The organism is Curtobacterium sp. PhB137 (genome assembly GCF_003814955.1).
In the GTDB taxonomy this organism is placed as follows: Bacteria; Actinomycetota; Actinomycetes; order Actinomycetales; family Microbacteriaceae; genus Curtobacterium.
Map to the genome: position 1 here is coordinate 192,765 of NZ_RKQO01000005.1, position 15,304 is coordinate 208,068.

The window sequence follows — 15,304 nt, forward strand, 5'->3', positions numbered from 1 at the left end:
GTGGCAACCCGGTACCGCGTCTTCTCCGTCCGTGTGGCAGCGGTCACGTCGCTCACCCCGCACTTCGTCCGGGTGACGCTGACGGGCGATGCCCTGGCGGACTTCTCCTCGGTCGGGCTCGACCAGCGGATCAAGGTCGTCCTGCCGCTCGACGGTGTGGGGTTCTCCGAACTGCCCGAGGACGAGGACTGGTACGCCGCCTGGCGTGCGCTGCCGGACGCGGAACGCAACCCGCTGCGCACCTACACGGTCCGCTCGTTCCGGCCCGATGCCCGTGAGCTCGACATCGACTTCGTCGCACACGGCGACGCCGGACCCGCATCCCGGTGGGTGTCGTCCTGCCGGGTCGGCGACGAACTCCGGATCGTCGGACCCCGCGTGCCGGAGTCGCCCGAGGACCTGCCGACCGGTGCCGCCGAGTTCGCACCCGGGCACGCGAACCGCATCCTGCTCGCCGGGGACGAGACCGCCGCCCCGGCCATCTGCGCCATCCTCGAGGCGCTCGACGTCTCGACCGTCGGACACGTCTTCATCGAGGTGCCGACCGACGCCGACCGGCTGCCCGTGAGCGCGCCCGCCGGGGTCGAGGTCCGCTGGATCGCCCGGAACGGTGCGACCCACGGCGTCCGCATGACCGACCAGGTGCACGCGTGGGCGTCGACGGTCGTCGCCGGTGCTGCACCTGTCGCCGCGGGTCCCGCCTGTGGGGACGCCGTCGAGCTGGCGGACGTCGACGTCGACGAGCAGGTCCTCTGGGACGTGCCGGCCACCAAGGAGTCGCGCCCCGTCTACGCCTGGATCGCGGGCGAGGCCGGCTGCGTCAAGGAGCTCCGCCGGCACCTGGTGCGCGGGGTCGGCATCGACCGCAAGCAGGTCGCGTTCATGGGGTACTGGCGGCACGGCAAGGCCGAGAACTGAACGCCGCAGCCGGACTGCCGACCAGCGTGGTCGGAGTCCCGACGACCGCGCTCGGCGTGCGTGGGCTGACGCTCGCGTACGACGACCGCATCGTGGTGGACGGGCTCGACGTGGACGTCCCCGACGGTGAACTGACCGTCATCGTCGGTCCGAACGCGTGCGGCAAGTCGACGCTGCTGAAGTCGTTCGCGCGCACCCTCAAGCCCCGAGCCGGCACGGTGTACCTCGACGGGGCGCCGATCGACTCCTACCGCCCGAAGGCCGTGGCCCGGCGGGTCGGCATGCTGCCCCAGACGCCGATCGCACCGGACGGCATCACCGTGCGCGACCTCGTGTCCCGAGGGCGGTTCCCGCACCAGGACCTGCTGCACCCGTCGTCCGGGTCCGACCGGCGTGCCGTGCAGGCCGCCCTGGAGCAGACGTCGACGGTGGAGCTCGCGGACCGGAGCGTCGACGAGCTCTCCGGCGGGCAGCGGCAGCGCGTGTGGATCGCGATGGTCCTGGCGCAGGAGACCGACATCGTGCTGCTCGACGAGCCGACGACGTTCCTCGACATCGCCCACCAGTACGACGTGCTCGAGCTGGCCTCCGCCCTGCACGCCGCGGGTCGGACGGTCGTCGCGGTGCTGCACGACCTGAACCAGGCGGCGCGGTACGCCACCCACGTCATCGCGATGCGCAGCGGGTCGATCGTCGCTGCCGGCCCCCCGGCCGCGGTGCTCACGGCCGACCTCGTCGAGGACGTCTTCGGCCTGCCGTGCGTGGTCGTCCCCGACCCCGAGACCGGCACGCCCCTCATCGTCCCCCGTCGTCCCGCCGCCTGACCCGCCCGCCCCCGCGCCCCGAGGTTCCGAAATCTCGGCATCTCGCGCCACCTCCGGGCCGCCCGTGGAACCTCGGCGCAACGCACGCGGCATGTCGTGGAACCTCGCGGCGGCGGAGACGCATCGCTCCCCACCCACCCGTCCAGTCGCGAGTGCGCTCCACGTGCCGCCGAGCCGACTCCCCGAGGTTCCGAAATCTCGGCATCTCGCGCCGCATCCGGGCCGCCCGTGGAACCTCGGCGCAACGCACGCGGCATGTCGTGGAACCTCGGCGGCAGGGGTGGAGGGCGTCTGAGCGGCCGCGTGCCGTCGGCCACGGCCGGTGCGACCGACGGTCAGCGACCGCTCGGCGCCGCCCCGGCGGAGTGTCGCGACCGATCAGCGCTGCTCAGCCGGGCAGGTAGGCCGGACCACGGCGGACGGGAGGCCCGTGGCGGCCGCGATCCGTGCCTCCCGTCCGCCGTTCGGTCACGTCTCGTCGCCCGCCCGGCCCTCACCGGAGGTCACGCCGCGCCGCGCGTGCCGCGCTGCGCGGTCGCTGACCGTCGGATGCGGCCAGAGCCGCCGACGGTCTGCGACCACTCGGCGCCGGCCCGACGGGGTGTCGTGACCGATCGGCACGCGGCGGCGCAGCACAGGCGAAGAGCGCCGCGCACGGACACCCGTCAGCGGTAGCCGCCGTCCTCCAGCCCCGCCTCGACCTCGAAGCGGTTGCGGAGCGGGTCTCGGCCGGCGACGGCGTACAGCACGGGCATGAGCATGCCGTACCGCCGCCACTGCTCGACGTGCACCCGCTCGTGCCGCAGCACCCGGGGCCCGTCGTTGTCCCGGGTCAGGTACACCGAACCGACGCAGGTGCCACCACGACGGAACACCCACCGCGGCAGCCCCGAGCAGACGACGAGCCCGTCGACCACGCGGACGCGGCCGGTCGACAGCGGCACGCCGATCGCCAGGCCCACCGCCGTGGCGAACAGCCACCCCACCCGCGACACGGGGGAGTCGAGCAGCGCCCGGTGTGCCAGTCCGCGCATGCTCAGGCCGGGCGACCGTAGGTCTCGAGCAGCCGGAGCCAGATCTCGTTCATCGTCGGGTAGGCCGGTACCGCGTGCCAGAGGCGGTCGACGGGTACCTCGCCGACGACGGCGATCGTCGCCGCGTGCAGCATCTCGGCGACGTCCTGGCCGACGAAGGTGACGCCCACGACGACCCCGCGGTCCTCGTCGACGACCATCTTGGCGCGGCCGGTGTAGCCGTCGGCCTGCAGCGCGGAACCCGCGACGCCGCCGAGGTCGTACTCCACGGCACGGACGTTCAGCCCCTGCTCGCGCGCGGCCTTCTCGGTCAGGCCGACGCTCGCGACCTCGGGGTCGGTGAACGTGACCTGGGGGACCGCGGCGTGGTCGGCGGTCGCGACGTGTGCGCCCCACGGTTCGGTGTGCAGCGGCGTGCCCTGGTGCCGGGCGGCGATCGCCTCGCCGGCAGCGCGGGCCTGGTACTTGCCCTGGTGGGTGAGGAGGGCGCGGTGGTTGGCGTCGCCGACGGCGTACAGCCAGTCGGTGCCGTGCACGAGCATCGTGTCGTCGACCTCGAGCCAGTCGCCGGCGGTGAGCCCGACGGACTCGAGGCCGAGGTCGGCGGTGTGCGGGGTGCGGCCGGTGGCGGCCAGCACCTCGCTCGTGATGACGGTGGTGTCGTCGTCGAGTGTGGTGGTGACGAGCCCGTGCTCGTCGCGGTCGACCCGCACGGGGTTCACGCCGGTGCGGACGTCGACGCCGAGCTCGCGGAGGGCATCGGTGACGAGTTCGCCGGCGAACGGCTCCATGCCGCCGAGTAGTCCGTGCCGGGCGACGAGGGTGACCTTCGCGCCGAGCGATGCCCAGGCGGTGGCGAGCTCGGAGCCGGCGACACCGCCGCCGATCACGAGCAGGCTCTCCGGCACCTGCTGGGCGCTGGTGCCCTCGCGGGTGCCCCACGGCTTCGCCTCGGCGAGTCCCGGCACGTCGGGCAGCGCGTGCAGCGAGCCGGTCACGACGGCGACGGCGGCGCGGGCGGTGTGCGTCTCGCCGCCGACCTCGATGGTCTTCTCGCCGGTGATGCGGGCGTGGCCGCGGATCAGGGCGATGTCGGCGGACTCGAGCCAGGAGACCTGACCGTCGTCCTTCCAGTCCGAGGTGAACGAGTTGCGGCGGGCGAGCACGTGGGCGGCGTCGAGCTCGCCGGTGACTGCCTGCTTCGCGCCGTCGAGCCGTTTGGCCGCTGCCAGGGCGTGGCCGCTGCGCAGCAGTGCCTTCGACGGCATGCACGCCCAGTAGGAGCACTCGCCGCCGACCAGTTCGGACTCCACGATCGCGACCGCCAGGCCGCGCTTGTGGGCGTAGTCCGCCACGTTCTCGCCGACTGCGCCGGCGCCGATCACGATGAGGTCGTAGTCCGTCATGAGGCCGAGCGTACGCGGACCGGCATGGGGTGCGCCCGGCGCGCCGGGTCGGTTCTCAGGCCACCCGGGAGGCGCTGGTCAACGCCCCGACGACGCGCAGGATCACGCCGAGGTCGTCCACTGCACGCTCCGGGTCGACGGGAGCGAAGCCGGTGAGCGCGGCGCCGGCCAGGCGGCGGCCGCGGGTCGCGGCCTGGATCCGCTCGACCAGTCCCGCGCCGTCGAGTCCGAACGGCACCGGCTCGAGCAGGCCGTCGACCTCGGACGGGTCGAGGACGTCGAGGTCGACGTGCACGAACACCGAGGTCGCTCCGGTGGCGTCGACGGCGGCGGCGAGGGCGTCCGGGGTGGCGGCGTCGACGTCGAGTCGGGTGATCCCGGCACGGTCGAGGGCGGCGTCCTCGGCGTCGTCGAGCCCGCGGACGCCCGCGACCACGACCGACGAGGCGGGGAGCACCGGCAGCGCGGGGAACAGCTCGTCGGCGCGGTCGACCAGGATCCGGAGGGCTGCGGTCTCAGCGGCGACGGGCTGGGCGCGGTTGAGTGCGCGGTACCCGCTGGACCCGGCGATGCGGACGAACGCGGTGTCCGGGCCGAGGCCGACGGTCGCGCCGAGGACGCTCGCACCGTCCCCGCCGACGACGAGGACGGGTTCGCTGGCGACGCCGGTCTCCTCGGCCACACGGTCGGCGACGGCGAGCACGGAGGTGTAGCGGGCGACGGCTGTCTCGAGCCGGTCGCCCGCGCCGGCGGGGACGTCGACCACGGTGGTGGACGCACGGGGGAGGTCGGCCGCGATCGCGGTCGCTCCGTCCCCGAGGCGCATCGCGCGCGACGACGCCGAACCCTGCCACTGACCGACCACGAGGAACTGCATCGTCTCAGTCTGTCAGCTGGGGTCCGGCGTCGTCCGGGAAGGTCGTCCGGGAACGTCAGAGGCTCGACGAGCCGCCGGACTTCAGCGCGGCGAGTCGCGCCTCGACCTCGGCGTCCTTGCCGACGTCCTCGAGGCTCTCGAACTGGGCGTCGAGGCTCGACGACTGCAGTTCCTGCTGCCCGAGGACCTTGGCCTCTTCACGACGGACCTTCTCCTCGAAGCGACCGAGGTCGCTCGTCGGGTCGAGCACGTCGATGTTGCCGAGGGCGTCGTTGACCTTGGACTGCGCCTCGGCCGTCTTCGAGCGGGCGACGAGGTTGTCGCGCTTCGCACGGAGCTCCTCGAGCTTCTGCTCCATGCCGGCGAGCCCGGTCTTGAGCTTCTCGACCGCTTCGTTCTGCGAGGCGAGGTTCGGCTCGGCGTCCTTGACCTCCTGCTCGGCCGCGATCTGCTTGCCGATCGCGATCTTCGCGAGGTTGTCGAACTTGTCCGCCTCGGCCGTCTTGCCCTCGGCGCGGTACTTGTCCGCGGCGGTGGAGGCGTTGGCGGCCTTCTGGCCCCACTCGGACGAGGCGCGCTTGTCCTCTTCGTGGTCCTGCTCGAGCAGCCGCACGTTGCCGATCGTCTGCGCGATCGCCGTCTTCGCGTCGGCGATGTTGTTCGTGTAGTCACGCACGAGCTGGTCCAGCATCTTCTGCGGGTCCTCGGCGTTGTCGATGAGCTGGTTGATGTTCGCCCGCACGAGGGTGGAGATGCGGCCGAAGATCGTCTGCTTTGCCATTGCTGTTCCCTTTCCTGGAAGGTCTGACGTGGTGTGTCTGGTCTGTCGGGTGTGTGGTCTGGTCGTCGGGTGGGTCGGGGTCAGAAGCGGCCGCCGCCGGAGAACCCGCCTCCGCCGCCGCCTCCGCCGCCGCCTCCGCCACCGCCGAAACCGCCCCCGCCGCCGAAGCCGCCCCCGAAGGAGCCGCCGCCGAAGCTGCCGCCGCGACCGCCGAGCAGGCCGCCGAGCACGATGCCGGTGACGAGGCCGCCGAGCTGGGCGCCGTTGCCGCCCCCACCGCCGAAGCCGCCACCGCCGCCGCCCCAGCCGCCCATGTCGTCGTTCGCCGAGTCCATCGCCGCGGCGGCGTACTGCTCGGCCGCCCGTGCTGCCTGCAGTGCCTGTCCGGGGTCGGTGGTGGCGAGCTGCACGGCGTCGTCGAGGGCGCGTTCGGCCTCGGACAGGCGGGTGCGAGCGGTCGGTCCGATGCCGCCACGGTGCAGCGAGATGTACTCGCGCGCCTGGCTGATCCGGTTCCGGGCGTCGCGCAGGGCGTCGTCGAGGGCGCGGGACGCCCGGCGCTGCTGCTCTTCGGCACCCCGGGCGGCCGCGATGGCCTGGTCGATCTCGGTGTTCGCCTTCGTGAGGGCGTCGACCGCGGTGATCGGGTCCTTCGGGTCGAACCCCTGCCGCAGCACGGTCTGCGCCCGGGTCACGGCCGCGGCGAGGTCGGGCCCGCCCACGGTGAGGGTCCGGGCCGCGGCGACGTCGCCCTCGATGTCGATGCGCATCGCCTCGGCGCGTGCGGTGGCCTCGGTGAAGGTGCCCTCGGCCGCGACCGCGCTGTTCGTGAGTTGCTGCACCTGGGCCAGGGCGTGCTGGGCGTCGCGCACGGCGACCACCGCTTCGCCCTTGTCGCCGGCCGCGATCGCCGCGGTGGCCGCGTTCGAGCGCTCGGTGGCGTAGGCGAGCACCTGGTGTGCCTGGTCGACGTTGTCGGCGACGGTCGCGAGGGTACGGCCGGTGTAGTTGGCTCGCACGCGGTCGAGCGCGGCTGCTGCTGCGCCGACCGACGCCGGTGCTTCCGCGACGGCCTGGGCCAGCGCGGCGGCTGCTTCCTCGACGCCGTCCTCGAGCGACCGGAGCTTGTCGAACGACTCGGTCTGCTCCTCGATCGAGGCGTGCGCCTGCTGGCAGATCGCGATGATCTGGTTCGCCCAGTCGGCACGCTGCTGGGGGGAGTCCGGGATCTCGTCGTCGAGCTGCTGCCGGAACGTGAAGGCCTTGCGCACGGCCTGCTGCGCAGCGGCGACGGCGTCGGCGAAGGGCTTCGCGGCGTCGGGACCGAACTGGGCCGTGGCGAACCCGACCTCTTGCTCGGCGGTGCGGAGCTCGTCGTCGATCGTCACGAGCGCGCCGCCGGCGGTGCGCTCGAGGTCGGCGAGGGACTCCTGCTGTGCCTGGGTGGCCGCGGCGGTCTTCCGCTTGTTGCGGGTGCGGACGACGAGCACGACGATGATCAGGCCGACGACGATCACGAGCAGCAGGATCCAGAGCCAGGTCAGGTTCGGCGGCGCCTGGGTGTCCGTCAGCCCGTTCGCGAACGCCACGGCCGCGCCGGACCAGTCGCCCTGCTTCAGCTCGGGGAGCAGCGAGTCGTCCACGGCGCTCTGCACGTCGGACTCGGAGATGGCGGTCTCGTTCGTCTGCTGCACGTCGTAGTTGCGGTCGTCGACGGCGACCGACAGCAGGATGCCGTCGGTGTCGATCTGGTTCTGCTCCATGACCGCGGAGCCCCACGCGGTGTGGTCCGCCGGATCGGTGAACGTCGGCACGAACACGACGTACAGCTGCGTCTGGGTCTCGGCGTACAGGTCCTGCACCGCCTGTTCGACCTGCGCCTGCTGCGAGGAGCTGAGGGCGTCGGCTTCGTCGAGGACGTACGCCCCACCCAGGTCGACGGGTGCCGTGGCCTGCGCGGTCGCCGCCGGAGCCAGGACGATCAGCATCGCCACGGCCGCTGCCGTGACGCGACCCCAGAGCCGCGCTGTCCCCCGTTCCGTCCTCGACCCGCCTGTGCCCGATCCGCGCTGGACCGTTCGCATCCGTCCTCCGTCCGTCACCGGTCGGCGCCGTCGACGCCGTCCCGAACGGCGCCCTGAGAGCGCCGTCGCCCGGAGTCTATCCACGGCGCGCAAGCGACGGACGGACTCTCGGCGAACACTGTGGACAAGCCGATCCATGGGTGTCTTGTCCCCCGGAGCGGGGTAGGCTGGCGCCACTGTTCGACGACGAACGGAAGGGAACAGCAATGGAGCGAACCACGAGTACCGAGGTCGTCCCGCTCGAGGACGGCTACCACCGCGTCTCGACGCCGGCGACCGGCGTGATCGGCTTCGTGCGCGAGCACGACGGCCGCTACGAAGTGCTGCGCGGACGCGTCCGCCAGGCGACCCGATCCGAGGGTCTCTACAGCACGATGAACGTCGCACTGATCGCACTCACGCACGCGTAGCGACCACCGCCCTGGGCCGGCCATCCGCGCACCGTAGGCTGCGTGCGTGGGTGAGTCGGGCCTCCAGGCGGTCGTGGTGACGTTGTGCGCGCCGGGTCCGGACCGTGCCGCCGACCGGGAGGCCCTGGTCGCCGCCGTCGCGGCGGCTGCGGCAGTCGAGTCGGCTGCCGTGCGCGCGGGGCGCGTCTGCCCACACTGCGCCGGGATCGACCACGGTCGTCCTTGGGCCACGGTGCACGGCACCGCGGTCGGCGTCAGCCTGTCGCGCACGACCGGCGTGCTCGCGCTCGCGGTCGCGCCGGGCCCGGTCGGCGTCGACCTCGAGCGGGTGTCCCGCGTCGGCGCAGCGCCCCTCGACGTCTTCACGCCCGGCGAACGCGAGCGCTCGGCCGGTGGTGCCGGCTTGCTCGCGGCCTGCTGGGCGGCGAAGGAGGCCGTGCTGAAGCGCGACGGTCGGGGCCTGCGCGTCGATCCACTGTCGGTCGACGTGGACGTCGCTGCCGGCACCGCGCGGTTCGAGGGGCGAGACCACCCGGTGACGATCCACCGTCCGGCACCCGACCTGGTGCTCGTCGTCGCGGCCGGCGGGTTGCCCGTGGTGGTCGAGGGGTCGGTCAGCGGGGGAGTGTGAGCACCTCGGCGCCGTCGTCGGTGATCGCGATGGTGTGCTCGGTGTGGGCCGTCCGGGCTCCCGTGGCACTGCGGAGCGTCCAGCCGTCGGCATCGGTGACGAGCACGTCGGTGTCCGCCATCACCCACGGCTCGAGCGCGAGCAGGAGGCCGGGCCGGAGCGTGTAGCCGCGGCCCGCGCGGCCCGTGTTCGACACGTGCGGGTCCTGGTGCATGGTCGAGCCGATGCCGTGGCCGCCGAACTCGACGTTGACCGGGTAGCCCGCACCCTCGAGCACGGTCCCGATGGCGTGCGACAGATCGCCGATGCGGGCGCCGGGGCCGGCGGCGGCGATCCCGGCGGCCAGGGCGCGCTCGGTCGCGTCGATGAGGGCCAGGTCCTCGGCGCGCGGGGTGCCGACGACGAAGCTCACGGCGGCGTCCGCGGCGATGCCGTCCAGCGACACCGCGAGGTCGAGGGTGAGCAGGTCGCCGTCGGCCAGCGCCCGGTCGTGCGGCAGCCCGTGCAGCACGGCGTCGTTCACGGCGGTGCAGATGTGGTGGCCGAACGGACCGCGGCCGAACGAGGGTGCGTAGTCGACGTAGCAGGAGTCCGCGCCGGCGGCCTCGATCATCTGCTTCGCCCACCGGTCGATCTCGAGCAGGTTGGTGCCCACGCGGGTGCGTTCGCGCAGGGTCTGCAGGATGGTGCCGACGAGGGCTCCGGTGGCACGGGCCTTCTCGACCTCGGCGGGCGTCAGGATCTCGATCACGCGGATGATCATACCGGTATTACTATGTGGGGATGGTTCGTCTCCCGCTCCGCCCCGACGAGGTCGCGCGCGGTCGCCGTCTCGGTGCCCTGCTCCGCCGCGCACGTGGCCCACGGTCGATCGTCGACACCGCCCTCGCCGCCGGGATCTCGCCCGAGACCCTCCGCAAGATCGAGACCGGGCGGATCGCGACCCCGGCGTTCTCGACCATCGCGTCCGTCGCCGGCGTGGTCGGACTGTCGCTCGACGCGGTCTGGTCCGACGTCAGCTGCGACCCGGCCGACGGCGAGCTGGCTGGTTAGTCGACGCGCGGCGCGGGCAGCGCCGGTACCGACGCCTCGTCGATCCAGGGCCCGGTCACCGCCCGGACGTCCGCGACGGAACGGCCGGCGGCGTCCGCGAAGGCCCCGAGCACGTCGGGCACCGTCACCGAACCGTGCCGGTGCCGTTCGGTGATGCTGCGGAGCCCGGCGGTGAACGTGTCGTCGCCGAACGTGCGGCGGACGGCGTGCAGTGCGAGGGCACCGCGTTTGTAGACCCGGTCGTCGAACATGTCCTTCGGGCCGGGGTCGCCGACGACGAGGTCCTCGGGCTGGTCGAGGAGCCCCTGCCGGTACTGCGCCGCGAGCGTGTCGGCGGTGTCGCCGCCGTGGTGCTCGGACCACAACCACTCGGCGTAGCAGGCGAACCCCTCGTGCAGCCAGATGTCCTGCCAGCGGGTGACCGTCACCGAGTTGCCGAACCACTGGTGTGCGAGCTCGTGCGCGATGAGCCGGTCGGTGCCGTGCTCGCCGTCGACGTGGTTCCGGCCGAACACCGCGAGCCCGTGTGCCTCGAGGGGGATCTCGAGCTCGTCGTCGGTGACCACGACGCCGTACGCCGCGAACGGGTACGGGCCGAAGCGGTCCGAGAACAGCGCGAGCATCTCCGGTACCTGCCCGAAGTCGGTCTTCGCGGCGGCAGCCAGGTCGGCGGGGTGGTGCAGGGTCACGGGGACGACGGCGCCGCGGAGCCTCGTCGTGCGGTACCGCCCGATCTGCACCGTCGCCAGGTACGTCGCCATCGGCTCGGTGGTGGCGTAGGTCCAGCGGGTGCCGATGCGGTCGCGTTCCTTGCCGAGCAGTGCACCGTTCGCCAGGACGTCGTACGCGGCCTCGGCGGCGATCTCGAACCGGTAGGTCGCCTTGTCGTCCGGTCGGTCGTTGCACGGGAACCACGAGGGCGCCCCCGTCGGCTGGGCCGCGACGATGACGCCGTCGGTGAGTTCCTCCCACCCGACCTGGCCCCAGGCGCTGCGGACGGGGCGCGGGTTGCCGCGGTACCGCAGGTGCACGGTGAACGTGGTGCCGGCCGCGATCGGCGACGCCGGGGTCACGGTGACCTTGTGCACCGCCTTCGACACCTTCTTCGCGCGGGTGCCGTCGACGTCGGCGCGCTCGACGCTCAGGCCGTGCAGGTCGATGACGATCCGGTCGAGGGGTTCGTGGGCTCGGGCGGTGATCGTCGCCGTGCCGTCGAGGCGGTTCGTGGCCACGCGGTAGTCGAGGCGGAGGTCGTAGTGCTCGGCGCTCCAGCGTCGGTCGCCGCTGTGCGGGGTGTACGGGTCGGCAGCGGGGGTGTTCGGCACGGTCCCAGTCAACCCCATGGCGCCGGTCAGTCCGCCACGGTGGCCGGTTCGGCTGTCCACGGAGCGATGGGGTTGCCGGACCAGCGGGACCCGGTGGGCACCTGCTCGCCGCGCATCACGAGCGAGGCGGGCCCCACCGTGGCGCCCGTGCCGATGCCGGCTGCGGGCAGGACGACGCTGTGCGGGCCGAGCGTCGCGCCGGCGTCGAGGCGCACGGTGTCGAGCTGCATCACCCGGTCGTGGAACAGGTGGGTCTGCACGACGGTCCCGCGCGCCACCGAGGCGCCGGCCCCGATGGTGACGAGGTCGGCCTCGGGCAGCCAGTAGGTCTCGAGCCAGGTGCCGCGGCCGATCGTCGCGCCGAGGCTCCGCAGCCACGCCGCCAGGGCCGGGGTGCCGGTGGCCTGCTCGGCGAACCAGGGTCGGGCGACCGTCTCGACGAAGGTGTCCTGCACCTCGTTGCGCCACACGAACGACGACCACAGCGGGTGCTCCCGGGCGGTGATCCGGCCGACGAACGCCCACTTCGCGATCGTCGACACCACGGCGGCGACGGCCCCGGCGACGATGAGCACCGGTCCCGCCAGCAGCACCGTCCAGCCGACGCCGACCGTCGACCACAGCGCGAGCAGGGTGCTCGCCACCCCGAGGGCGATCGCGGCGGACACCATCGGGGCGACGAGCCGCAGCAGCTCCCAGCAGCCGCGGGCGACCTTGAGTCGGACGGGCGGGCGGAAGGTGCGCTCCTCGTCGAACTGCGTCGCCGCACGGCGCAGCCGCACCGGGGGCGAGCCGAGCCACGACGACCCGCGCTTGGCCTTCTTCGGCACGGCGGACAGCACCGCCACCAGCGCCTCGCGGGGGACCGAGCGTCCGGCGCCCGTCATCCCGCTGTTGCCGAGGAACGCCCGCCGCCCGACCTTCGACCGGCCGATCCGCACCCGGCCACCACCGAGCTCGTACGTCGCGACCATGGTGTCGTCGGCCAGGAAGGCACCGGACGCGATCTGCGTCAGCGCGGGGATGAGCAGGACCGTCGAGATCTCGGTGTTCCGGCCGACCTTCGCTCCGAGCAGCCGCAACCACACGGGCGTCACGAGCGAGGCGTACAGCGGGAACAGCAGCGTCCGCGCCGCGTCCAGCACCCGCTCCGTCGACCACGCCTGCCACCCGATGCGCGAACGCACGGGGTGACGCCCCTCGTGCAGCCCGATGCCGAGCAGCCGCACCGACCCCACCACGAGCAGCGCGTACACGGCCCCGGCGACGACGGTCGCGAGCGGCACGGTCGCGAGGGCGCGCAGCACCGCGTCGCCGAGCGTCGATGCGCGCCCGACCAGGGCGACGGCGACCAGCAACCCGACCGCGACACCGATCACCGGCAACCCGGCCACGGCCACGGAGCCGGCCCCGTACGCCAGCAGCCAGCGTCGACGCGACGGGGGACGGGCCTCCCGGCCGTGCCTGGCCGACCCGACGCGTTCGGCGGGCGAACCCGCCCAGCGCTGACCGGCGGGCACCCGGCCGGCGACGGCCGAGCCGGCCTCGACCTCGGCACCCGCGCCCACGTGCGCACCGGGCAGCAGCGTGGTGCGGCTGTGCACGACGGCGTCGTCGTCGACACGGACCCGGCCGAGCCGGAACACGTCACCGTCCACCCAGTGCCCCGCGAGGTCCACCTCGGGCTCGATCGACGCACGCTTGCCGATCGTGAGCATCCCGGTGACCGGCGGGAGCGTGTGCAGGTCGACGTCCGTGCCGATCCGCGCCCCGAGCGCACGGGCGTAGTAGCTGATCCACGGCGCCCCGGCGGTCGAGGGACCGTCGACCGCCTCGGCGATCCGCTCGGCCAGCCAGACCCGTAGGTGCACCGAGCCACCCCGGGGGTGGTCGCCCGGCCGGACCCCGACGAGCAGCAGCCGAGCCAGCACGACCGTGAGCGCCATCTTGCCGATCGGCGTCACGAACACCAGCAGCGCGACGACGAGCGCCGGCCAGGGGAGCACCGGCAGGAACGGCAGCGTCGTCGCGTGCAGCACCGCCGCGACCAGCGCCGTCCACGTCAGGACCCGCAACCCGCGCAGCACCTGCACCGGCAAGCCCAGCAGCGTCATCGCGAGGCCCGTCGTCGGCGGGACCGGCGTCACGTCGCGTGATGCGGCCGCCACCGGACCGGATTCGTCCAACGCGGCCGCCAGCGCGCCGATGCGCGGGTGGTCGTAGACGTCGGCGACGGTCGTCGTCGGGAACCGCTCGCGGATCGCCGACACCAGCTGCGCCGCCGTCAGCGACCCGCCACCGTGCGCGAAGAAGTCGTCGTCGACGCTCGACACCGGCACCCCGAGGATCGCCGCCCAGCGCTCCGCGATCCACGCCACCGTGTCCGGCAGCATCGCGGCGTCCGTCGCCCCGGGCAACGGCCACGGCAGCGCCGCACGGTCGACCTTGCCCGACGTCCGCGTCGGCAACGAGTCCACCACGGCGACGAGCGGGACGAGCGCAGCGGGCAGCTCCCGCCGCAACCGGGCGTTCGCAGCCTCGACGTCCACCGTGGCACCCGCCACCGGTGCCACGTACCCCACCAGCACCTGGTTGCCCGCCGGGGTCCGCTGCACCACGGCCGCACCACCGGCCACGTCGTCGAGCGCCTGCAGCGCCGCGTCGATCTCCCCGAGCTCGATGCGTCGACCACCGAGCTTCACCTGGTCGTCCGCACGCCCCTGGAACACGAGCCCCTCGGGGTCGTACCGCACCAGGTCACCACTCCGGTACGCCCGCTCCCACCCGAGCTCCGGGAACGGCGCGTACTTCTCCGCGTCCTTCGCCGGGTCCAGGTACCGCCCCAACCCGACACCACCGATCACGAGCTCACCGACCCCGCCCGGCTCCACCCGCTGCCCGGCACCGTCCACGACCGCCAGGTCCCACCCGTCCAGCGGCAGCCCGATCCGGATCGGCTGGCTCCCGTCGAGCAGCGACCCGCACGCCACCACCGTCGCCTCGGTCGGACCGTACGTGTTCCACACCTCACGGTCGCGACTCGCGATCCGGGAGGCGAGCTCCGGCGGGCACGCCTCACCACCGAAGATGACCAGCCGCACCTGCTCCAACGCGTCGTCCGGCCACAGCGCGGCCAGCGTCGGCACCGTCGACACCACCGTGATCGTGTGCGCGATCAACCACGGCCCGAGGTCCACCCCCGTCCGCACCAGCGACCGCGGCGCCGGCACCAGCGCGGCACCGTGCCCCCACGCCAGCCACATCTCCTCGCACGACGCATCGAACGCGACGCTCAGCCCCGCCAGCACCCGGTCACCGGGACCGATCGGCGCCGCCTGCAGGAACATCCGCGCCTCGGCGTCCACGAACGCCGCAGCACTGCGGTGGGTGACCGCCACGCCCTTCGGCACCCCGGTCGACCCCGAGGTGAAGATGATCCACGCGTCGTCGTCCAGGTGGGGGAGTTCGGCGCGCGCCGTGGGGTCGGTCACGGGCAGTTCGCCGCCGTCGCGGTCGCGCAGGATGCCGCCGGCTCCCATGACGCCGACGACGCCGGCCTCGCCGAACACGAGGGTCGCGCGTTCCTCGGGGTCGTCGGCGTCGACGGGCACGTACGCGGCTCCGGCGGCGAGGACCGCGAGGATCGACAGGTACAGGTCACGCCCGCCGGAGGGGATCCGCACCCCGACCCGGTCACCCCGGCGGACTCCGCGGCGGGCGAGGTCGTCGGCCTGCGCGCGCACCAGGTCGAGCAGGGCAGCGTAGTCGACGGTGCCGGCGGGGTCCTCGAGCGCGGTCGCGGTCGGGTGGGTGGCCGCGGTCGCCGCGAGGACGTCGAACAGGGTCCGTGGTGCGGGGGCGTGCCCGCCGCGTGCGAGTTCGAGCTGCGCGTTCCCGGTGCCGGTGGTCATCGGTTCCCTCTTCCCGGTCGCGTGCAGGACGACCGGCCCGTGATCCTAGG

13 protein-coding genes are annotated in these 15,304 nt (G+C 73.5%); 5 read left to right on the plus strand and 8 right to left on the minus strand.

Features of this window, described 5'->3' with window-relative positions; genetic code table 11:
- Together EDF28_RS07555 and EDF28_RS07560 are read left to right on the plus strand one after the other, a co-directional pair.
- Nucleotides 1-918 (plus strand): siderophore-interacting protein, encoded by a 918-nt coding sequence (locus EDF28_RS07555; protein WP_260154684.1) that lies wholly within the window; start codon nt 1-3, stop codon nt 916-918.
- 26 nt (nt 919-944) lie between these two features.
- A complete protein-coding gene (locus EDF28_RS07560; protein WP_243648767.1) occupies nt 945-1,742 on the plus strand; it encodes an ABC transporter ATP-binding protein in 798 nt (265 codons plus the stop codon).
- A gap of 665 nt (nt 1,743-2,407) precedes the next feature.
- On the opposite strand, the gene EDF28_RS07565 is transcribed toward EDF28_RS07560, so the two are convergent.
- From EDF28_RS07565 to EDF28_RS19675, 5 genes are all read right to left on the minus strand, one after another.
- On the minus strand, nt 2,408-2,776 hold the full coding sequence (locus EDF28_RS07565; protein ID WP_123937756.1) for a Fe-S oxidoreductase: 369 nt from the start codon (nt 2,774-2,776) through the stop codon (nt 2,408-2,410).
- Nucleotides 2,777-2,778: 2 nt separating this feature from the next.
- On the minus strand, nt 2,779-4,182 hold the full coding sequence (locus EDF28_RS07570) for an NAD(P)/FAD-dependent oxidoreductase (RefSeq protein ID WP_123671673.1): 1,404 nt from the start codon (nt 4,180-4,182) through the stop codon (nt 2,779-2,781).
- 55 nt (nt 4,183-4,237) lie between these two features.
- Entirely contained in the window at nt 4,238-5,059 is an 822-nt protein-coding gene (locus tag EDF28_RS07575) for an arginase family protein (RefSeq protein WP_123339765.1), read from the minus strand.
- Nucleotides 5,060-5,114: 55 nt separating this feature from the next.
- Nucleotides 5,115-5,840: a PspA/IM30 family protein gene (locus tag EDF28_RS07580; RefSeq protein WP_123294264.1), complete on the minus strand. Its 726-nt coding sequence runs from the start codon at nt 5,838-5,840 to the stop codon at nt 5,115-5,117.
- A gap of 80 nt (nt 5,841-5,920) precedes the next feature.
- Nucleotides 5,921-7,828, minus strand: coding sequence for a TPM domain-containing protein (locus EDF28_RS19675; protein ID WP_311394736.1), 1,908 nt, complete (start codon nt 7,826-7,828; stop codon nt 5,921-5,923).
- 302 nt (nt 7,829-8,130) lie between these two features.
- Between EDF28_RS19675 and EDF28_RS07590 the strand changes: the two genes are divergently transcribed.
- On the plus strand, nt 8,131-8,334 hold the full coding sequence (locus EDF28_RS07590) for a hypothetical protein (protein ID WP_071255966.1): 204 nt from the start codon (nt 8,131-8,133) through the stop codon (nt 8,332-8,334).
- A gap of 46 nt (nt 8,335-8,380) precedes the next feature.
- On the plus strand, nt 8,381-8,965 hold the full coding sequence (locus EDF28_RS07595) for a 4'-phosphopantetheinyl transferase superfamily protein (RefSeq protein WP_123937758.1): 585 nt from the start codon (nt 8,381-8,383) through the stop codon (nt 8,963-8,965).
- Here the strand turns inward: EDF28_RS07595 and map are convergent.
- Complete coding sequence (map, locus tag EDF28_RS07600; protein ID WP_123937759.1) at nt 8,949-9,716, minus strand: type I methionyl aminopeptidase; 768 nt, start codon at nt 9,714-9,716, stop codon at nt 8,949-8,951. The genes EDF28_RS07595 and map overlap by 17 nt on opposite strands.
- 32 nt (nt 9,717-9,748) lie before the next feature.
- Here map and EDF28_RS07605 point away from each other — a divergent pair, with 32 nt between their 5' ends.
- Nucleotides 9,749-10,018: a helix-turn-helix domain-containing protein gene (locus tag EDF28_RS07605; protein WP_123937760.1), complete on the plus strand. Its 270-nt coding sequence runs from the start codon at nt 9,749-9,751 to the stop codon at nt 10,016-10,018.
- Here EDF28_RS07605 and EDF28_RS07610 read toward each other — a convergent pair.
- Complete coding sequence (locus EDF28_RS07610; RefSeq protein WP_260154693.1) at nt 10,015-11,343, minus strand: M1 family metallopeptidase; 1,329 nt, start codon at nt 11,341-11,343, stop codon at nt 10,015-10,017. The genes EDF28_RS07605 and EDF28_RS07610 overlap by 4 nt on opposite strands.
- Before the next feature lie 26 nt (nt 11,344-11,369).
- Nucleotides 11,370-15,254 carry a Pls/PosA family non-ribosomal peptide synthetase gene (locus EDF28_RS07615; RefSeq protein ID WP_123937761.1) on the minus strand — a complete coding sequence of 1,295 codons (3,885 nt, stop codon included), beginning with the start codon at nt 15,252-15,254 and terminating at the stop codon, nt 11,370-11,372.
- Nucleotides 15,255-15,304: the final 50 nt, after the last annotated feature.